This window comes from Streptomyces sp. NPDC054813, assembly GCF_053611365.1.
In genome coordinates, this window is record NZ_JBSHAF010000003.1 from 89,486 (window position 1) to 107,643 (window position 18,158).

The 18,158-nt window shown below is 70.5% G+C and carries 23 protein-coding genes and 1 pseudogene; 16 read left to right on the top strand and 8 right to left on the bottom strand.

What is annotated here, in order from left to right:
- Positions 1 to 40 precede the first annotated feature (40 nt).
- On the top strand, positions 41 to 424 hold the full coding sequence (gene gcvH / locus ACWGJB_RS06405; protein ID WP_453379117.1) for a glycine cleavage system protein GcvH: 384 nt from the start codon (positions 41 to 43) through the stop codon (positions 422 to 424).
- Between the two features lie 23 nt (positions 425 to 447).
- Here gcvH and ACWGJB_RS06410 read toward each other — a convergent pair whose 3' ends face one another.
- The 3 genes from ACWGJB_RS06410 to ACWGJB_RS06420 all read right to left on the bottom strand — a co-directional run bounded on the left by ACWGJB_RS06410 (position 448) and on the right by ACWGJB_RS06420 (position 2,994).
- Positions 448 to 1,845, bottom strand: a complete 1,398-nt coding sequence (locus ACWGJB_RS06410) for a purine-cytosine permease family protein (protein ID WP_453379118.1) — start codon at positions 1,843 to 1,845, stop codon at positions 448 to 450.
- Positions 1,846 to 1,994: 149 nt separating this feature from the next.
- On the bottom strand, positions 1,995 to 2,273 hold the full coding sequence (locus tag ACWGJB_RS06415) for a chaplin (protein WP_453379119.1): 279 nt from the start codon (positions 2,271 to 2,273) through the stop codon (positions 1,995 to 1,997).
- 70 nt (positions 2,274 to 2,343) lie between these two features.
- Positions 2,344 to 2,994 carry an FMN-dependent NADH-azoreductase gene (locus tag ACWGJB_RS06420; protein WP_453379120.1) on the bottom strand — a complete coding sequence of 217 codons (651 nt, stop codon included), beginning with the start codon at positions 2,992 to 2,994 and terminating at the stop codon, positions 2,344 to 2,346.
- A gap of 131 nt (positions 2,995 to 3,125) precedes the next feature.
- Here ACWGJB_RS06420 and ACWGJB_RS06425 point away from each other — a divergent pair, with 131 nt between their 5' ends.
- Positions 3,126 to 3,479, top strand: coding sequence for a winged helix-turn-helix transcriptional regulator (locus tag ACWGJB_RS06425; RefSeq protein ID WP_362564349.1), 354 nt, complete (start codon positions 3,126 to 3,128; stop codon positions 3,477 to 3,479).
- A gap of 6 nt (positions 3,480 to 3,485) precedes the next feature.
- On the opposite strand, the gene ACWGJB_RS06430 is transcribed toward ACWGJB_RS06425, so the two are convergent.
- Complete coding sequence (locus tag ACWGJB_RS06430) at positions 3,486 to 4,124, bottom strand: DUF7848 domain-containing protein (protein ID WP_453379121.1); 639 nt, start codon at positions 4,122 to 4,124, stop codon at positions 3,486 to 3,488.
- Between the two features lie 114 nt (positions 4,125 to 4,238).
- Between ACWGJB_RS06430 and ACWGJB_RS06435 the strand changes: the two genes are divergently transcribed.
- Positions 4,239 to 5,153 carry a helix-turn-helix domain-containing protein gene (locus tag ACWGJB_RS06435; RefSeq protein ID WP_453379122.1) on the top strand — a complete coding sequence of 305 codons (915 nt, stop codon included), beginning with the start codon at positions 4,239 to 4,241 and terminating at the stop codon, positions 5,151 to 5,153.
- Positions 5,122 to 5,226: pseudogene (locus tag ACWGJB_RS06440) on the top strand (DUF397 domain-containing protein); the annotation flags it as partial. The gene ACWGJB_RS06435 and the pseudogene ACWGJB_RS06440, both read left to right, overlap by 32 nt.
- A gap of 18 nt (positions 5,227 to 5,244) precedes the next feature.
- On the opposite strand, the gene ACWGJB_RS06445 reads toward ACWGJB_RS06440, so the two are convergent.
- Entirely contained in the window at positions 5,245 to 5,511 is a 267-nt protein-coding gene (locus ACWGJB_RS06445) for a PLD nuclease N-terminal domain-containing protein (RefSeq protein ID WP_453379123.1), read from the bottom strand.
- 86 nt (positions 5,512 to 5,597) lie between these two features.
- Between ACWGJB_RS06445 and ACWGJB_RS06450 the strand changes: the two genes are divergently transcribed.
- A complete protein-coding gene (locus ACWGJB_RS06450; RefSeq protein ID WP_453379124.1) occupies positions 5,598 to 6,098 on the top strand; it encodes a DUF3515 family protein in 501 nt (166 codons plus the stop codon).
- Here the strand turns inward: ACWGJB_RS06450 and ACWGJB_RS06455 are convergent, their stop codons facing one another.
- Entirely contained in the window at positions 6,099 to 6,671 is a 573-nt protein-coding gene (locus ACWGJB_RS06455; protein WP_453379125.1) for a TlpA family protein disulfide reductase, read from the bottom strand.
- 76 nt (positions 6,672 to 6,747) lie between these two features.
- Between ACWGJB_RS06455 and ACWGJB_RS06460 the strand changes: the two genes are divergently transcribed.
- From ACWGJB_RS06460 to ACWGJB_RS06495, 8 genes are all read left to right on the top strand, one after another.
- Entirely contained in the window at positions 6,748 to 8,205 is a 1,458-nt protein-coding gene (locus ACWGJB_RS06460; RefSeq protein WP_453379126.1) for a menaquinone biosynthesis decarboxylase, read from the top strand.
- Positions 8,202 to 9,104, top strand: a complete 903-nt coding sequence (mqnP, locus tag ACWGJB_RS06465) for a menaquinone biosynthesis prenyltransferase MqnP (protein ID WP_453379127.1) — start codon at positions 8,202 to 8,204, stop codon at positions 9,102 to 9,104. Before ACWGJB_RS06460 ends, mqnP begins: the two co-directional genes overlap by 4 nt.
- An 85-nt stretch (positions 9,105 to 9,189) precedes the next feature.
- Positions 9,190 to 9,834 carry a UbiX family flavin prenyltransferase gene (locus tag ACWGJB_RS06470; RefSeq protein ID WP_453379128.1) on the top strand — a complete coding sequence of 215 codons (645 nt, stop codon included), beginning with the start codon at positions 9,190 to 9,192 and terminating at the stop codon, positions 9,832 to 9,834.
- A gap of 112 nt (positions 9,835 to 9,946) precedes the next feature.
- Positions 9,947 to 10,402 carry an Lrp/AsnC family transcriptional regulator gene (locus tag ACWGJB_RS06475; RefSeq protein WP_073901832.1) on the top strand — a complete coding sequence of 152 codons (456 nt, stop codon included), beginning with the start codon at positions 9,947 to 9,949 and terminating at the stop codon, positions 10,400 to 10,402.
- 42 nt (positions 10,403 to 10,444) lie between these two features.
- On the top strand, positions 10,445 to 11,608 hold the full coding sequence (gene mqnE, locus ACWGJB_RS06480) for an aminofutalosine synthase MqnE (protein ID WP_093499805.1): 1,164 nt from the start codon (positions 10,445 to 10,447) through the stop codon (positions 11,606 to 11,608).
- A gap of 254 nt (positions 11,609 to 11,862) precedes the next feature.
- Positions 11,863 to 12,387, top strand: coding sequence for an N-acetyltransferase family protein (locus ACWGJB_RS06485; RefSeq protein WP_453379129.1), 525 nt, complete (start codon positions 11,863 to 11,865; stop codon positions 12,385 to 12,387).
- A gap of 75 nt (positions 12,388 to 12,462) precedes the next feature.
- Positions 12,463 to 12,780, top strand: a complete 318-nt coding sequence (locus tag ACWGJB_RS06490; protein ID WP_453379130.1) for a DUF4229 domain-containing protein — start codon at positions 12,463 to 12,465, stop codon at positions 12,778 to 12,780.
- 38 nt (positions 12,781 to 12,818) lie between these two features.
- Entirely contained in the window at positions 12,819 to 13,532 is a 714-nt protein-coding gene (locus ACWGJB_RS06495; protein ID WP_453379131.1) for a TetR/AcrR family transcriptional regulator, read from the top strand.
- 147 nt (positions 13,533 to 13,679) lie between these two features.
- Here the strand turns inward: ACWGJB_RS06495 and ACWGJB_RS06500 are convergent, their stop codons facing one another.
- A complete protein-coding gene (locus tag ACWGJB_RS06500; RefSeq protein ID WP_453379132.1) occupies positions 13,680 to 14,525 on the bottom strand; it encodes a MaoC family dehydratase in 846 nt (281 codons plus the stop codon).
- A 368-nt stretch (positions 14,526 to 14,893) separates the two neighbouring features.
- Here ACWGJB_RS06500 and ACWGJB_RS06505 point away from each other — a divergent pair, with 368 nt between their 5' ends.
- The 3 genes from ACWGJB_RS06505 to ACWGJB_RS06515 all read left to right on the top strand — a co-directional run bounded on the left by ACWGJB_RS06505 (position 14,894) and on the right by ACWGJB_RS06515 (position 17,473).
- Positions 14,894 to 16,807, top strand: coding sequence for an AMP-dependent synthetase/ligase (locus tag ACWGJB_RS06505; protein WP_453379458.1), 1,914 nt, complete (start codon positions 14,894 to 14,896; stop codon positions 16,805 to 16,807).
- A gap of 114 nt (positions 16,808 to 16,921) precedes the next feature.
- Positions 16,922 to 17,158 (top strand): hypothetical protein, encoded by a 237-nt coding sequence (locus ACWGJB_RS06510; RefSeq protein ID WP_453379133.1) that lies wholly within the window; start codon positions 16,922 to 16,924, stop codon positions 17,156 to 17,158.
- Between the two features lie 45 nt (positions 17,159 to 17,203).
- Positions 17,204 to 17,473, top strand: coding sequence for an ATP-binding protein (locus ACWGJB_RS06515; protein WP_453379134.1), 270 nt, complete (start codon positions 17,204 to 17,206; stop codon positions 17,471 to 17,473).
- A gap of 6 nt (positions 17,474 to 17,479) precedes the next feature.
- Here the strand turns inward: ACWGJB_RS06515 and ACWGJB_RS06520 are convergent, their stop codons facing one another.
- Positions 17,480 to 18,154: a response regulator gene (locus tag ACWGJB_RS06520; protein WP_453379135.1), complete on the bottom strand. Its 675-nt coding sequence runs from the start codon at positions 18,152 to 18,154 to the stop codon at positions 17,480 to 17,482.
- Between the last annotated feature and the right edge of the window lie 4 nt (positions 18,155 to 18,158).

Below are 18,158 nucleotides of genomic sequence, written 5' to 3' on the forward strand. Positions count from 1 at the left end.
GCAGGCTGACTGCGACGACCGACTTCCAGGGAGCCGCTCCATGTACCCGTCAGATTTCAAGTACACCAAGGAACACGAGTGGATCCGCATGAACGGCGGCACCGCCGAGATCGGGATCACCGAGTTCGCCCAGAAGCAGCTCGGTGACATCGTGTTCGTGGAGGTGCCGACGGTGGGCCGGACGATCGAGGCGGGCGACGAGTTCGGCACCGTGGAGTCCGTGAAAGCGGTGACCGAGGTCTACATGCCGGTGGGCGGCAAGGTGACCGCGGTGAACGAGGCCTTGAACGACGAGCCCGAGTTGCTCAACACCGAGCCGCACGAGGCGTGGGTGATCAAGATCGAGGTCTCCGACAAGAAGGCTCTCGACGGCCTGATGAACGCCGACGCGTACGAGAAGTACCTCAAGTCGGAGACCGAGTAGGGCTCCCGGTCACCCGGGCCGGGTCACGGCGTCCGCCGGGCCCGGCTCCGCAGCGCCGCGTACAGCAGCGCGCTCACCGCGAAGCCGACCACCGGCGTGATGTCGCCGAACGCGGGGTGGTGCTTCGGCACCCAGCCCACGTAGTCCTCCTGATTGGAGAAGAGCGGGACGGAGACCGCGACGCCGATCAACAGGGACGCGAGGCCAGGCCAGTTGGTGAAGGAGCGGTCGGTCAGCCGCCCGGCCAGCTCCGCGTCCGTCGCGGTACGGCCCTGGAGCCACCGCTCGACCAGCACCACGCCCAGCCAGGGCGCCACCCAGTACGCGATGACCAGCAGGAACGCCTCGTAGGCGGCACCCGCGTCGTCCAGCGAGGCCCAGGCCGCCGCCGTACCGGCGATGCCCGACACCACGACCAGCGCGCTGCGGCTCAGCCAGGTGGGGAGCTTCAGGCCGAAGGAGGCGATGGAGATCGCCCCGGAGTACACGTTGAGGGCGTTCGCCGAGACCCCGCCGAGCATGATGGCGAGCAGGACGAGGTCGCCGAGCCAGCCCGGGAGATGGCCGGTGAAGGCGGCCGTGGGCGTGGCGTCCTTCGGGGCGATGATCGTGGCCGAGGCGGCGCCGATGACCGCGACGATCGAGACCGACACGAACAGACCGACCGCCGGCCACAGGACCGTCTTCGCCTTGTTCGCGGTCCGCGGCAGATAGCGCGAGTAGTCCGTGGCGTACGGGTTCCAGCCGGCCGCGTACCCCCAGGCCGCGCTGAACGCGAGCAGGAAGCCGCCGACACCGCCGCCCGAGCCGCCGCCGCCGAGGTCCGCGTCCTTGAAGGTCCACACCCCGGCCAGCAGGAAGATCACCGCGAGGGCCGGGAACGCGTACTTCTCGAAGGTGTGCACGAAGTTGTGGCCGATGAACCCGATCAGGATCTCCGCGACCACGACGAGGAGCAGGGAGGGGAGCGGTCGTAGTCCGGTCAGCGTGTTCAGGGCGAAGGCCGCGCTCACGCTGTTCACCGCGAACCAGCCGACGCCCGCGAGCAGGCCGTTGGCGGCGGAGGGCAGGATGTTTCCGAGGTAGCCGAAGGAGAAGCGGCCGATCACCATCTGCGGGACGCCGAACCGCGGCCCGTCCAGCGACAGCACGCCCTGGGTGACCGCGCCGAACGCCGTGCCCAGCAGGATCGCGGCGGTCGCCGTCCAGAAGTCCAGGCCGAAGAAGAGGACCGCGATCACGCCGATGTAGACGGTCGCGAACTCGATGTTGGGGGAGGCCCAGGTCCACAGGAGCTGGAGCGGGCCGCCGTGGCGTTCGGCGTCGGGGATCGGTTCCGAGCCCGCCGCCTCCACGGCGATGACCCGGTCGCCGTACTCGGGCGCGATACTGGTGGTGGAACCGGCGGGAGCAGTCGTCATACGAGGTAAGTGTCGGGATCGCGCCCGGTCCGGCCCAGGGGCGCATTGTCCGTTGCGGACGGCTCACCGGCGTACAACCTGCACGCATGCGGAAGCTTCCGGAGGCGGGTCGGTCCTCCGGAAGCTTCCGCGGCAGCGCTCCGGCCGGGTCAGCCCTTGGTGCAGGTGCTGGCGGCCGCCGGGTTGAGCAGGCCGATCACACTGATGCTGTCGCCACACGCGTTGACCGGAATGCTGATCGGGAGCTGGATGACGTTGCCCGACACCAGGCCCGGGCTGCTGGCCGCGGAGCCTGTGGCGTCGGCACCGTTGTCGGCGAAGGCGGCGGTGGTGCCGCCGAGGACGAGGGCGGTGGCGAGGGCGCCGGTGGCGGCGATGGCTCGGATGCGCATGAAGGCCTCCTGGTAGCGGAATGCGAACGCGTTCATCACAACCGCCCGTCAAAGGCACCGCATGCGGAGCTGGGCCGATCGGCGCAACCCGCTCCGCCACGGGTCGCTACGCGGCGAGGCGTCCGGCCAGGTCCTTCGCCTTGTCGGCCGCCTCCTGGAGGGCGCGGTCGCGGGAGGCCTCGTAGAGCGGCACGAGGTCGGCCATGGCCGGGTTCTGCGGAGCCATCGTCAGTTCCGGCACGATGAAGTCGACTTCGAGGCCGAGACCGTCGGCCAGGACCGCGCTCAGGTAGTTCTGCACGTACTCGAACGGCTCCCGCGGGGTGCCCGGCGCGTACGAACCGCCGCGGCTGGCCACGACGGTGACCGGGGTGCCCTTGGCGGAGGGGTTCTCGCCCATCGTGCGGTTGAACAGGACCACGTTGTCCAGCCACGCCTTGAGCGTCGACGGGATCGTGAAGTTGTACATCGGCGCGCCTATGAGGATCGCGTCCGCCCGCTCCAGCTCCTCGATCAGCCGCACACGGTCGGCGAAGGCCGCCGCCTGCTCGGGGGAGTGGGCGGCGGGGTCGACGAAGCCGGCGCTGTGGGAGGCCGCGGTGATGTGCGGCACCGGGTTCGCCGCCAGGTCGCGGTAGATCACCGTGCCGTCGGGGTGCTGCTCCTCCCATGCCGTGCGGAAGGCCTCGGTGACGGCGCGGGAGGCGGACGCCTCGCCCGGCATGAGCGAGGAGTCGATGTGGAGAAGGGTGGCCATGGGTGTCTCCAGACACAGGGATAGCGGGCCCGGCGCGAGACGCGGGGGCTGAGAATTCGTACTCAGCTATAGATAACACAGGTACTTACTTTTTTTCATCCCCGTCGTTGGTGGGCCTGTACCCTGATTCCATGGCGGTGGACCAGGTGCACGACCCGGAGCAGTGCAAAGGTGTGGACGCCGGCATCACGCGCGTCTTCCAGGTGCTGGGAAAGCGCTGGAACGGCCCGATCCTGTCCGTCCTGATGGACCAGCCGACACACTTCGCCAACCTGCGCCGCGCCATCCCCGGCATCAGCGAACGCATGCTCTCCGACCGGCTCACCGAACTCGGCGCCGCGGGACTCGTCGTGCGCGAGGTCGACGAGGGCCCGCCGCTGCGGGTCTCCTACCGCCTGACCGCGGCGGGCGCCGCGCTGGAGCCCTCGCTGAAGGAACTCGGCGAGTGGGCGAAGGAACACCTGCCCGACGATTCGCCCTGCTGACCCGGATCAGGGCCGCACGCCCTCCGGCTCCAGCACCGCGTAGTCCGTGAAACTGCGGCGGTAGCGCAGGTGCCGGGTGTCCCGGGTGTGCCGACGCTGCCACTCCTCCACCGCCTCCGGAGACCCGCACGGCCCCGACGCCGCCCCGCAGTCCCTCTCCTCCCCGGACACGCAGTACGCCTCGTACTCCGGCTCGGCGGTGTCGTCCTGCGTGATCAGGTACGGCACGAAGCGGAAGAGACGGCGGGGCCGCGTCCCCCAGTGGTCCCGGCGCAGGTGCCTGCGCAGCAGCACGTCGGCGTCGGTCGCCGCGCTGGCGTCGGACCGGGCCGCCGCCCGCTCCCGCTTCCCGGCGAACTCCGCGCAGGCGGCGCAGCCGGGGACCGGTTCCGGGGCGGGGGAGTCCAAGACCGGGTAACTCAGCGTGCTGGAGCGGTGGTTGGCGGCCCGCACCTCCGCGCTGAGCCGCTCCTCCGCGGTCGCCGGCCGGATCGACTCCGGCCGCGCCTCCCACTCCCGGCCGCCGCCGAGCGGTCGTAGCAGGGCGTAGGGACCCGCGTTGCCGCGGTACTCGCCCACCTTGTCCGAGCGGGGGTCGTAGACGACCGTTCCCGTTTCGATCCCGCTTTCGATGTGTTCAGTCATGTGCACTCCGACGCCACTTCGTGACTCTGTGTGTATCGAGCGTGGCGGACGGGAACGGTCGGTATCAATGCCGGGCGCGTGCCACCGGCACCTGTCACGGAGGGGGCCAGTGTTGTGACCACCAATGCCGAGTTCTTCGGGGAGCTGTTACGGCACTACCGCGAGGCCGCGTTCCTCACCCAGGACGCGCTGGCCAAGCAGGTCCCCTGCGACCGGTCGCTGGTCGCGAGGGTGGAGGCGGGGACGCGGGTGCCGCAGGAGTCGTTCGTGAAGAAGTGCGACGACGTGCTGGGCGCTGGTGGGGTGTTGATGCGCATGTGGGGGCGGGTGGACTGGTATTCGCAGGTGGAGCACCCGGACTGGTTCGAGCGCAGGGTGGAGATGGAGGCGCAGGCTGTCGGGCTGTACCAGTACCAGTCCATGGTCGTTCCTGGCTTGTTGCAGACGGCGGACTACGCGAAGGCGTTGCTTTCCCGGCGAGCCAGCGGCGAACTGCTCGAAAAGCGCGTCACAGCCCGACTGAGCCGACAACCGCGCTTCCTCGTCGAAGACGGACCCATGCTCGTCACCGTGATGGACGAGAGCTGTCTGCGCCAACCGGTGGGCAGCCCCGCCGTGATGCGGGAACAGTGCGCGCATCTGCTGCGTGTGGGGCAACTCCCCAACCACTGCATCCAAGTGGCTCCGGCTGATCGCTACGACATGGTGCGCCCCAGGTGCCCGCTGACGTTGATCGTGTTGCCCGATGGCGAACGCTGGTTCTACTCGGAATCGCTGACTCGTGGCCACTGCAACAACGACCCGAGTACCTACGCCGAGCAGAGTCAAATCTATGATCTGCTCAGGGCGGATGCGTTGTCTGCTCGTGAATCCGCAGCTCTGATCGGCCACTTGATGGAGGGGTACCGCGACGATGAACCGGAACCAGCTGAGCGCGGCGCAGTGGGTCAAGAGCAGCTACAGCCAGGACAACGCAGGCGACTGCCTAGAATTCGCCCCCGAGTTCACCTCCGTAGTCCCCGTCCGTGACAGCAAGACCCCCGATGGCCCGGTCCTGTTGCTCGGCCGGCCCGCGTGGGACGTTTTCGTCGCGTCGGTGTAGCGGCTTCCACGCGTCCGATCAGTCGGTGCGCGGATCCTCCGGCTTCAGGGACTTCAGGAACTCCGGGTTGTCGTCCGGCGCGACCCACCGCTCCCGCGGCTGCCGTGACCTGCCCGCGACCAGCCAGGCCACCGGCCCGACCAGCACCTCGCCGAAGAGCAGGATGACCAGCACCCACACCAGTTTCGGCAGGGCACGGACCTCGTCCTCGGGGGTGTTCAGGCAGTCCACGAAGGCGTAGATCCACAGCGCGAGGACCAGCAGAAAAGGCAGATACCTGAGCATGGCGGCCAGAGTAGCGGGTGGCCGACGTCCGGTGCCGGGGCCGTGGGCATGATGGGTCCCCTCGATTCGGAGGGGGATCCGTGAGGGTGCGTGGGTGGTCTCGCAGGAGCCGGGCGGCGGCCGGTGTGGTCGCGACCGGTCTGGTGGCCGGTGCCGGACTGGTGGCGTACGAGCTGAGCTCGCCGGTGTTCGGCCTGGCACAGGGACCGCTGGCGAAGGACCCGGCGTGCGCGCGGATCGCCGACCGCTACCCCGACCGCCTCGGCGGCGCCGGCCGCGACCCGGTCACCTTCGAGGGCCTCGCGGTCTGGGGCCACGGCGCGGTGGAGCTGCGCTGCGGCCTCACCCCGCCCGCCCCGACGACGGACGCGTGCGTCAGCGTGGACGGCGTGGACTGGGTGTGGCGGGATCGGGCGGGGGACCGTACTGGGGACCGCAAGTACCTGGTCACCTATGGCCGCAGCCCGGCCGTGGAGGTCTCGATCGCGGACTCAGTGACCCGCCCGGACGCGGTGCTGCTGGACCTCAGCCACCTGGTGGCGCCCGTCAGGGCGAGCGCCAAGTGCCTTGCGAGCAAGGGCGACTAGTCAGGCCTTCGGTCGTACTTTCTCGGCCAGCAGCGGCCGGATGATCGTGCGGACGTCCGCTGCCGTGAGCGGGCTCAGGTACTTCGCGGCGATCTTCCCGTCCCGGTCGATGAAGAGGGTGTACGGCAGCGCCTGCGGCGCGTAGCCCCGAGGCAGCCGGAGCAGTTTGCGGCTGCCGGGGTCGTGCAGACTCGGGTAGACCAGCCCGTGCGCACGCTCGAACGACCGCCCCCTGTCCCGTCGGGCATCCGTGTCCACCCCGAACACCTGGACCCCCTTGGCAGCCAACTCCTGCTGCGCCTTGGACAGTTCGGGCGCCTCGGCCCGGCAGGGCCCGCACCAGGACGCCCACACGTTCAGGACGACGACCTTGCCCCGGTAGTCGGCGAGCCGAACCGCCCGGCCGTCCAGGCCATTGCCGGACAGGTCCGGGGCGGCCTCGCGGTCGGCGGCCGCGACACGGGTCAGCGCGGAGACCGGCGAGCCGCCGGTGTCCTGGCGGGGCGCACAGGCGGCGAGCACGAGCAGCAGGGCGAGCAGCGGTAACCGGCGTATCCGGCGACGGACGATCACGGCCGACGAGTATCGCAGGGGGTATCGCAGGGGGCGGTGACCGGGCCCGGGCCCCCGGTGGCCGATACTGGGACGCATGGCTTACGACGATCTTCGCTCCCTGCTCCGGGCACTGGAGCGCGAGGGAGACCTCAAGCGTGTCAAGGCCGAGGTCGACCCGTATCTGGAGGTCGGGGAGATCGTCGACCGGGTGCAGAAGGCGGGTGGACCGGCGCTGCTCTTCGAGAACGTGCGCGGCTCCAGCATGCCCCTCGCCATGAACGTCTTCGGCACCGACCGGCGCCTGCTCAAGGCCCTCGGCCTGAAGTCGTACGGCGAGATCTCCGAGAAGATCGGCGGGCTGCTGCGCCCCGAACTCCCGCACGGCTTCGTCGGTGTGCGCGAGGCGTTCGGGAAGCTCGGCGCGATGGCCCACGTCCCGCCGAAGAAGGTGAAGTCCGACAACGCCCCGGTCCAGGAGGTCGTCCTGCACGGCGACGACGTCGACCTGGACCAGCTGCCGGCCCTGTTCACCTGGCCGCAGGACGGCGGCTCCTTCTTCAACCTGGGCCTGACCCACACCAGGGACCCGGAGTCCGGCATCCGCAACCTGGGCCTGTATCGGCTCCAGCGGCACGACCGGAACACCATCGGCATGCACTGGCAGATCCACAAGGACAGCCGCAACCACTACCAGGTGGCGGCCCGCAGGGGCGAGCGGCTGCCCGTCGCGATCGCCTTCGGCTGCCCGCCCGCCGTCACCTACGCCTCCACCGCCCCGCTCCCCGGTGACATCGACGAGTACCTGTTCGCCGGGTTCATCGCCGGCCGGCGGATCGAGATGGTCGACTGCAAGACGGTCCCGCTCCAGGTCCCGGCCAACGCCGAGGTCGTCCTGGAGGGCTGGCTGGAGCCGGGCGAGATGCTCCCCGAGGGCCCGTTCGGCGACCACACCGGCTTCTACACCCCGCAGGAACCGTTCCCGGCACTGAAGATCGACTGCGTGACGATGCGGAAGCGGCCGCTCCTGCAGTCCATCGTCGTCGGCCGCCCCCCGACGGAGGACGGCCCCCTCGGCCGCGCCACCGAGCGCTTCTTCCTGCCGCTCCTGAAGATCATCGTCCCGGACATCGTGGACTACCACCTCCCCGAGGCCGGCGGTTTCCACAACTGTGCGATCGTCTCGATCGACAAGAAGTACCCGAAGCACGCGCAGAAGGTCATGCACGCGATCTGGGGGGCGCACATGATGTCCCTCACCAAGCTCATCGTGGTCGTGGACTCCGACTGCGACGTCCACGACCTGCACGAGGTCGCCTGGCGAGCCCTGGGCAACACCGACTACGCCCGTGACCTCACGGTCGTGGAAGGCCCCGTCGACCATCTCGACCACGCCTCCTACCAGCAGTTCTGGGGCGGCAAGGCGGGCATCGACGCGACGAGGAAGTGGCCCGAGGAGGGTTACACCAGGGACGGGGGCTGGCCGGACATGGTCCTGTCGGACCCGGATACGGCGGCGACGGTCGACCGCCGCTGGAAGGAGTACGGCCTGTGAGTTCCGCTTCCGCAGCGCTCCCGCAGCCGGGACGCACGAAAGCCTTCCTCCGGCTGGTGATGATCGAGCACTCGGTCTTCGCCCTGCCCTTCGCGTACATCGCCGCGCTGACCGCGATGTTCGAGTGGGACAAGAACATCCACTGGGGGCGGCTGCTCCTGGTCACGATCTGCATGGTCGGCCTGCGTACCTTCGCGATGGCCGTGAACCGGATCATCGACCGCGAGATCGACGCCCGGAACCCGCGCACGGCCCACCGTGAGCTGGTCACCGGCGCGATGAGCGTGAAGCACGCCTGGACCGGCGCGCTGATCGCGGTGGTGGTCTTCCTCGGCGCCGCGGCCCTGCTCAACCCGCTCTGCCTGGCCCTCGCCCCCGTCGCGGTGATCCCGATGGTGGTCTACCCCTACGGCAAGCGGTTCACGAACTTCCCGCAGGCCATCCTGGGTCTCGCCCAGGCCATGGGGCCGATCGGCGGCTGGCTGGCGATCACCGGCGAGTGGTCCTGGGACGCGGTCATCCTCGGCCTCGCGGTCGGCATCTGGATCGGCGGCTTCGACCTGATCTACGCCTGCCAGGACGTGACGACCGACCGCGAGATCGGCGTCAGGTCGGTCCCGGCCCGCTTCGGCATCCCGGCCGCGATCTGGGGCGCCCGCGCCTGTCACCTGGTCACGACGGCCCTGTTCGTCTGGTACGCCGTGGCGACGCACGCAGGCGGGTTCTTCTGGCTGGGCCTGGTGATCGTCGCCGGCGCCTTCGCCTACGAACACTCCATCGTCCGGCCCCACGACCTCTCCCGCCTCAACCGCGCCTTCTTCAGCGTCAACGGGTTCATCGGCATTGCCCTCTTCGTGTGCGCCCTGCTGGACCTGCTGGTCCGGGGCCTGACGGTCTGACTACCGTCGGCCACCGTGGCCCCGTCCTGAACTCGGTCGGGCGCGCCGGTACGCTCAAGGTGTGAACGCAGGAGAAACACAGCGCGTGCCTTGGATCGTGGGGGTGTCCGGGGCGTCCGGTACGCCGTACGCGGCCGCTGTGCTGCGTGCGCTGCTGGACGCGGGCGAGAGCGTGGACCTGGTGGTCAGCCGGGCGTCGCGGCTCACCCTGCTGGACGAGACCGGGATCTCCTTCCGGGACGCGCACTGGCAGGACGACCTGGGGGAGTGGCTGGCCCGGGGGGCCGACGGCAAGCCGGGGACCTTCCAGGCGGACCTGGCGCCGGTGCGGTACTGGAACGCCGGGGACCTGGCCGCCGGGCCGTCCTCGGGGTCGTACCGGACCAAGGGCATGCTGATCGTGCCGGCGTCCACCGCCGCCGTCGCCGGGGTCGCGCTCGGGCTCTCCAAGGACCTGCTCCAGCGGGCGGCCAGTGTCAACCTGAAGGAGCGCCGGCCGCTCGTCGTCGCCGTCCGCGAGACCCCGCTGAACGGCCAGACGCTGCGTCACCTCGTCACCCTGGACGACCTGGGGGCGGTCGTCGTCCCCACCTCCCCGGCGTTCTACGCGGGCGCGACGCACATCCAGGACCTGGTGGACTTCGTCGCCGGGCGGGTGCTGGACGCGGCCGGTGTGGGGCACCGGCTGTACCGCCGCTGGGAGGGCGACCTCGGGGGCGGCAGCAGGTAGCAGGACCCGGCACCACCCGGCACCACCGGGCAGCTCCACCGGCACCACCCGGCACCACCTCTGCAGTACCTCTCATCTACTTCGGGAACTTTCAGCGGAAGGCTTCGATCGCATGGACGCCGTGGACAGGCAGCTCATCCAGGCCCTGAGGGAGAACGGCCGGGCCTCGTACGCGGAGCTGGGGCGCCTCGTCGGACTGTCGGGACCCAGCGTCACCGACCGCATCAACCGGCTGGAGGCGGCCGGTGTCATCACCGGCTACCGCGCCACCGTGAACGCGGCCTCGCTCGGCCTCGGTGTCATCGCCCTGATCGGCATCTCCCTCTCCGACGCGGCCGACCACGAGGACGTGGCGCAGCGGCTGCGGGACCTGCCGGAGATCGAGGACTGCTGGTTCATCGCAGGCGACGACTCCTTCATGCTCAAGGTGCGCTCGACGGACGTCGACGGCCTGGAGAAGACCATCCGGCGGCTGTCCGGGACCAAGGGCGTCTCCCGGACCCGTACCACCATCGTGCTGTCCACCAAGTGGGAGAACCGGGTCGGGGAACTGCCCGAAGAGGTCTAGCCGTACGGTGGGGTGGTCGTGGTCGTGACGAAAGGTGTGGAGATGGATGTCGGGCTCAAGCGTGAGCTGGAGGAGAAGGTCAGGGCCGGTGAGCGGCTGACCCGCGAGGACGGCATCGCGCTGTACGAGTCGGACGACCTGGCCTGGCTGGGCGGCCTCGCCCACGAGGTGCGGACGCGGAAGAACGGTGACGTCGTCCACTTCAACGTCAACCGTCACCTCAACATGACCAACGTGTGCACCGCGTCCTGCGCGTACTGCTCGTTCCAGCGCAAGCCGGGCGAGAAGGACGCGTACACGATGCGCATCGAGGAGGCGGTGAAGCTCGCCAAGGCGATGGAGGGCGAGAACCTCACCGAGCTGCACATCGTCAACGGGCTGCACCCGAACCTGCCGTGGCGGTACTACCCCCGGTCGCTGCGCGAACTGAAGGCGGCCCTCCCGGACGTCTCGCTCAAGGCCTTCACGGCCACCGAGATCCACCACTTCGAGACGATCAGCGGGCTGTCGGCCTCGGAGATCCTCGACGAGCTGATCGACGCGGGCCTGGAGTCCCTCACCGGCGGCGGCGCGGAGATCTTCGACTGGGAGGTCCGCCAGCACATCGTGGACCACCGCACCCACTGGGAGGACTGGTCCCGGATCCACCGGCTGGCGCACGAGAAGGGGCTCAAGACCCCCTGCACGATGCTCTACGGCCACATCGAGGAGCCGCGTCACCGGGTGGACCACGTGCTGCGGCTGCGCGAGCTCCAGGACGAGACGAACGGCTTCCAGGTCTTCATCCCGCTCCGTTACCAGCACGACTTCGTGGACATGAAGGACGGCAAGGTCCGCAACCGGCTCCAGGCGCGCACCCAGATGGCGACCGGCGCGGAGGCCCTCAAGACCTTCGCGGTCTCGCGTCTTCTCTTCGACAACGTGCCGCACGTCAAGGTCTTCTGGGTCATGCACGGCGTCCAGACGGCGCAGCTGGCGCTCCAGCACGGGGCCGACGACATGGACGGGTCGGTCGTCGAGTACAAGATCACCCACGACGCGGACAACTACGGCACGCCGAACAAGCTGACCCGCGAGGACCTGCTGGACCTCATCCGCGACGCGGGCTTCCGCCCGGTGGAGCGGAACACGCGGTACGAGATCATCCGCGAGTACGACGGCCCCGACCCGGCGCGCCGGGAATCCCCTCAGCCGATGCGGGTGTGAGCCACCGGGGGGCTCCGCCCCCGGCCCCCCCGGGTCCTATGCCCACCCGCCACCCGACTCGGTCGGGAAAGAGGTGCCGTCGCGGCGCCCCGGACGGGCGGCGCAGCCGCCCTCTGGGGGCGCGGGGCTGTGTCGATTTGCGGCTCCGCCGCGTGGGCGCGACCAGCCCCCACTCACCCTCAGTCGGCGGAGACCTGCCGTCCTGCGGCGAATAGTCGTCGCCCACACCCCGCCGTAATGGATACCAGCCCGCCATGCCCCTTACCTTCACCCTGGATCCCGCCGTCACCCCCGCCCTCCGCGACGGCATCCTCGATCTGTGGACGGACGTGTCCAACGCCGGGGGAGCCGTCGGGTTCGTCGCCCCGGTGACCCCCGAGGAGATCCGCCCGGAGCTGGTCAGGCACTTCGTCGCCATGGCCGAGGGCCGCAACCGGCTCCTCGTCGGCCGCGACGAGGCCGGTACCGTCGCCGCCACCGCCTTCTTCTCCTTCAACACCCACCGCCTCATGAAGCACTGGGTGTGGCTGTACACGGTGATGGTGCACCCGAAGCACCAGGGGCAGGGCTACGGCAGGGACCTCCTCGCGGCCGCCGCCGACGCGGCCCGCGGCTTCGACGGCATAGCCGCGATACGCCTCGGCTGCCGCGGCGGCCACGGCCTGGAGAAGTTCTACGGCTCCTGCGGCTACCAGGAGGTCGGCCGCGTCCCCGCCGCGATCCGCGTGGCCCCGGGCGACGACCGCGACGACATCACCATGCTGCTGCCGCTCGTCTGACCCCGCTGCAAGATCGGCCCCGGCCCGTGCTTCACTGGACGGTGCCCCTTTTCGTCATCGGAAGACTGGATTGAGATGCTCCGCTACACGCTGATGCGCCTCGGTATCTTCGCGGGCTGCCTCCTTGTCGTCTGGGGCCTGGTCTACGCCGGCGCGTTCCCGCGTGGCTTCGGCGACTCCAACCTCCTGTGGGTCCTGCTGCTCTCCCTGGTCCTGTCGGCACCGATCAGCTTCGTCGTGCTGCGCAAGGAGCGGGACCGCGCGTCGGTCCAGGTCTCCCAGCGGGTCGACCGGATGAAGGCCAACATCGAGGCCAACCGCAGCCAGGAGGACGAGGTCGTCGACGAGGCGGCGCAGGCGCAGCCCCAGGGACAGGCCCAGACCTCTTCCTGAGCGACTCCCTCGCCGCCGGCCCCCCGTAGGCTTTGCCCATGGGTGCCGTGAAGACCAAGCGCATGCCGCGGGCGGTCCGGGAGCAGCAGATGCTGGACGCCGCCGTGCGAACCTTCGGGCAGCGCGGCTACATGGCCGCGTCGATGGACGAGATCGCCGAACTCGCCGGTGTCTCCAAGCCGTTGGTGTACCTGTACCTCAACTCCAAGGACGACCTGTTCACGGCGTGCATCCGCCGTGAGGCGAAGGCGCTGACCGAGGCGGTCCGCAGCGGCGTGCACCGGGACCTGCCCGCCGACCGCCAACTCTGGGACGGGCTCGAGGCGTTCTTCGCGCACACCGCCGAACACCCGGACGGCTGGTCGGTGCTGCATCTGCAGGCGCGCACACACGGCGAGCGGTTCGCCTCCGAGGTCGCGGCGATGCGCACGGAGATCGTCGAGTTCGTGACCCAGCTCATCGTGGTCGCCGCTCGTGAGGCGCGGCGCGATCCCGATCTGCCCGAGCGTGAGGTGGCGGGGCTCGCCGAGGCCCTGGTCGGTGCCGCCGAGTCCCTCGCCGCCTGGGCGAACGTCACTCCCGGTGTCACCGCGCGAGAGGCGGCGACGACCCTGATGAACTTCGCGTGGGCGGGCCTGGGCAACCTGATGGACGGGCGCCCCTGGGTGCCGACGCCACCGGACCCGGCCGGGGCGGCGGACGCCGGTACTCACACGGCGCCCCAGCGGCGCAGGGCGGCCGCGAGCCGCTGACGGCCCACGCGGTACAGCCGCCTGGCGCCCCGCCGGGCCACCTTCCGCACCGCCCGCCGCACGCGTCCCTGGCCGCCGGCGCCCAGCGGCACAGGCAGTGGGCGGCCCTGCTCGTCGAACCCGCTCTTTGCACAGCCCGGGGGATGATCAGCCGGCGTACGGCCGAACACCGCCCGCCACGTGCACCCGTCCCGCCGCGCTGCGCAGCTCGAACCGGCCTCCCTCCGCCGCGTAGGTGACCGTCCCCGGCAGCAGTACCGGCGTCCTGAACTCCGCCTCCACCCGCGCGCGTTCCGGCACCCCGTGGGCGGCCAGACAGCGGGCCGCGGTCCACATGCCGTGCGCGATGGCCCGGGGAAACCCGAAGAGCCGCGCGGTGAGCGGGTGCAGATGAATGGGGTTCCGGTCCCCGGAGGCGGCCCCGTACCGCCGCCCGACATCGGCGGCGATCCGCCACTCGGCGACGGCGGGCAGCGGTGCCCGCTCCTCCCGGGAGGTCTCGGTCGTCCGCGAGGTCCGATGCCGCGCCAGATACCTGCTCCGCGACTCCCACACGACGGCCTCACCGTGCCGCACCTCGGTGACGACGACGGCCTCGGTCCCTCGCCGGTGCGGGCCCAACCCGGCGACCTGGACGGAGAGTTCGTACGTTCCCTCGGCGGGCATCTCCGTGTGCCGGGAGATCTCGACGGACGTGTGCACGAGCCCCAGCAGGGGCAGGGGGAACTCCCGCTCGCTCATCAGCCGCATGGCGAGCGGAAATCCGAGCACGTGCGGATAGGTGATCGGCATCCCCTTCTCGCCGGTGGCGAACCCGCAGACGCGTTCATAGGCGGCGAGCCTGCCGAGATCGGGCCGAAGTCCGGGAAGGACCAGCGGGGTGCGAGGGAACGCGGCACCTGCGGCGGGCTTCTTGAACGGCGACAGCAGGGCGCCGCGGGCGAGAAGTGGCGTGAGGGAGGGCGCGCTGCTGAGCACGATCACGGGGTTCACCTTTCAACGCCGACGAGGCTTTGGCCCCCAAGTGCTTACTTTGGAGTAAGGTTACCGAAGGTAAGTCTATGTCACGGCTGTAAAGGTCCGGAAGTGGGGCCTAATGTGAGAGACCCTCACGTAACCTTCGGGATTGCACAGGCCCGGCCCCGGACCATCCCCGAAACCCCACATCCCCGCCACAGCGGCCCCGTACGATCTCCAGACCTAACCGCCGGTAACGCCATGCTGAGGCCCGGCCCCGGTGAACGCCTCGGTGCGCGAGGCGCGTACGACATGCAGCAAGCAGTTCACCCGCTGCACGCCCGAGGAGCCGCTCCGTGTCCACTTCGTCTTTCCAGAACGTCGCCCCTGTCTCCCCGGGTGTCGTGATCCAGGCCACGGACTACGACGGGAAGCCGATCCTGGTCGAACCCCTCGTCCAGCGGCTGGACGGGGTGGTGCGGGAGGCCTCCGTACCGCTGTTCGCGCCGCCGGTTCGGCACGGCTCGCTCGCCGACCTGCCGTTCGAGAACGCGGAGTTGGATCCCGGCGCGATCGTGCTCAGCCGCAAGCCGACGGCGGGCGAGGGCCGTTGGGAGCAGGTGACGGCCGCTCAGTTCGCCGCGCAGGTGCTGGCGGTGGCCAAAGGGCTGATAGCGGAAGGGCTGATGCCGGGCGACCGGATCGCCGTCATGGCCCGGACGACGTACGAGTGGACGCTCCTCGACTTCGGCGCCTGGGCGGCCGGCCTGGTGACCGTCCCGGTCTACCCGACCTCGTCGGTCTTCCAGACCCGCTGGATCCTGCACGACTCCGGTGCCGTGGCCCTGGTCACCGAGACCTCCGCACAGGCCGCCGCGCTCGGTCCCGAACTGGACCGGCTGCCCGACCTGCGCCACCTGTGGGTGATGGAGAAGGGGCACGTGGACCGCCTCGCGGAGGCGGGCGGGCACATCCAGGACCCCGAAGTGGCCGTACGGCGCGGCATGCTGGGCCCGGACACGATCGCCACCCTCATCTACACCTCGGGCACCACCGGCCGCCCCAAGGGCTGCGCGCTCTCGCACGGCAACTTCTTCGCCGAGGTCGACAACGCGATCGAACTCCTCTACCCGATCTTCAAGGCCCGCAAGGACGAGGAGGTCTCCATCCTCCTCTTCCTGCCCATGTCCCATGTCTTCGGGCGGATGGTGGCGATCGCCTGCATCCGCGCCGGGGTCCGCCTCGGCCACTCTCCCAGCCTCAAGGCCGAGGACCTGCTCCCGGACCTGGCCGCCTTCAAACCGACCTGTCTGCTGACCATCCCGTACATGCTGGAGAAGGTCTTCAACTCCGCCCGGGCGAAGGCGGAGGCGGGCGGCCGGGTCGCGGTCTTCGACCGGGCCACCGGGGTCGCCCAGCGGTACGGCGAGGCCCTGGAGGCCAAACAGACCGGCACCGGCAGCGGCCCCGGCCGCGCCCTGAAGACCGCTCGCGCCTTCTACGACCCGCTGGTGTACCGCCGTATCCGCACCGCCATGGGCGGCCGGGTCCGGCACATCATCTGCGGCGGCTCCCCGCTGGGCCGCCGGCTCGCCGCGTTCTACGCCGGCGCCGGCATCGAGATCTACGAGGGCTACGGCCTGACCGAGACCACCGCGGCCTCCACCGTCACCCCGCCGCTCAAACCCCGGCTGGGTACGGTCGGCTGGCCGATGCCCGGCACCAAGGTCCGGATCGCCGCCGACGGCGAGATCATGGTCGCCGGCGAGCATGTGCTGCGCGGCTACTGGGACCCGCAGGCCGGCGGGGTCGTCCCGGCGACCCGGGACGGCTGGCTGGCCACCGGCGACATCGGCGAACTCGACGACGAGGGCTACCTCACCATCACCGGCCGCAAGAAGGAGATGCTGATCACCGCCGGCGGCAAGTCGGTGGCCCCCGCCCCGCTGGAGAACTGGCTCCGCTCCCACCCGCTGATCTCCCAGGTGATGCTGGTCGGCGACGGACTGCCGTACGTCAGCGCGCTGATCACCCTCGACCGGGACGGCCTCACCCACTGGCGTCAGATGAACGGCAAGCACCCGGTGCCGCCGGAACTCCTCCTGGACGACGTGGAGTTGCAGGCGATCCTGCAACGGGCCCTCGACGAGGCCAACAAGCTGGTCTCCCGCCCCGAGTCCATCCGCCGCTTCGCGATGCTCCCCGTCGACTTCACCGAGGAGGCCGGGCATCTGACCCCCTCGATGAAGCTCCGCCGGGAGGCGGTCATGAAGGACTTCGCGACCGAGATCGAGAGCCTCTACACGAAGGAGCGGTAGCCGGGCCGGGAGGGCGAGCGGCTCGGTCGAAGTACCTGGGTCTGCCGAAGACCTCGAGGAGGCCGGGGCGCCGACGGCAGTACAGGCCCGCTGACGTTCACCGACCTCGCCGCCATGGCGGCCGAACTCGCCGGCCGCGCCGTCACCAGGCCCACCGCACCCGACGACGGGTTCCGCGCCCCCCTGGTGGCCGACGGCGTCCCGGCCGAGACGGCCGGTCACCTCCTGAGCATCTTCACCGCGGCCCGCGAGGACGAGTTCGCGACCGCCGGCCCGACCCTGGCGAAGCTGCTCGGCCGTGCACCGGTGACCATGCGGGAGCTGCTGCGCGAGCGGCTCTCCGGCAGGTGAGAGGCGGCGCGGCCCGCATGGGTCCGGTCCTCGGCCGGCACCAACGTGCACCGCCACGCCCCGGGCGAGCGGGTCGTCGTACGGCTGGACGCCGACCCGGACTGGCTCCATGTCACGGTCACCAACAGCCTGGCCCACCGCCGTACCGGCAATCCGGCGGGCGGGCAGAGCGGGCTCGGGCTGATCGGGCTGCGGGAGCGCATCGAGGCGCTCGACGGCGAGTTCTGGGCCGGGGCCGTCGACCCCGCCCAGTGGGAGGTCCGCGCCAGCGTGCCACGCTCCCCGGCGGATCCCCCGCTGCGCGTGCCGGGATGAGCCCGCTCAGTGCTGCCGCGAGGTGACCACGCCGTGTTCCCAGGCCCAGGCCGCGACCTCCACCCGGTTACGGGCGCCGGTCTTCGACTGGATCCGGGCCAGATACGTCTTCACCGACGACAGCGACAGGAACAGCGCCTCGCCGATCTCCTGGTTGGTACGGCCCACCGCCACCAACCGCATGATCTCCGTCTCCCGGGCACTCAGCCCGGCCGTGTCCGGGCCGGGGTCCGTGCCGGGACCCGCGCGCAGCTCCCGCAGCAGCCGGACGGTGACGGCCGGCGCGACCAGCGCGTCCCCGCGCGCGGCCGCCCGCACCGCCTCCACCAGCAGCGCGGGCGAGGCGTCCTTCAGCAGGAACCCGCAGGCCCCGAACCGCAGCGCGTCCCGTACGTAGTCGTCCTGGTCGAAGGTGGTGATGACGACGACGTTCGGGCCCTGGCCGCCGTTCCGTTCGGCCGTCAGCGTCCGGGTGACCTCCAGTCCGTCCAGCCGGGGCATCCGCACGTCGACCAGTACGACGTGGGGCTTCAGCCGCCGGGCCAGCTCCACGCACTCGGCGCCGTCGCGGGCCACGCCCACGACCCGGATGCCCGGCTGGGCGTCGAGGATCATCTCGAAGCCGGCCCGCACCAGCTCCTGGTCGTCGGCGATCACCACGTCGATCGGTTCGTCGGCCATGCGC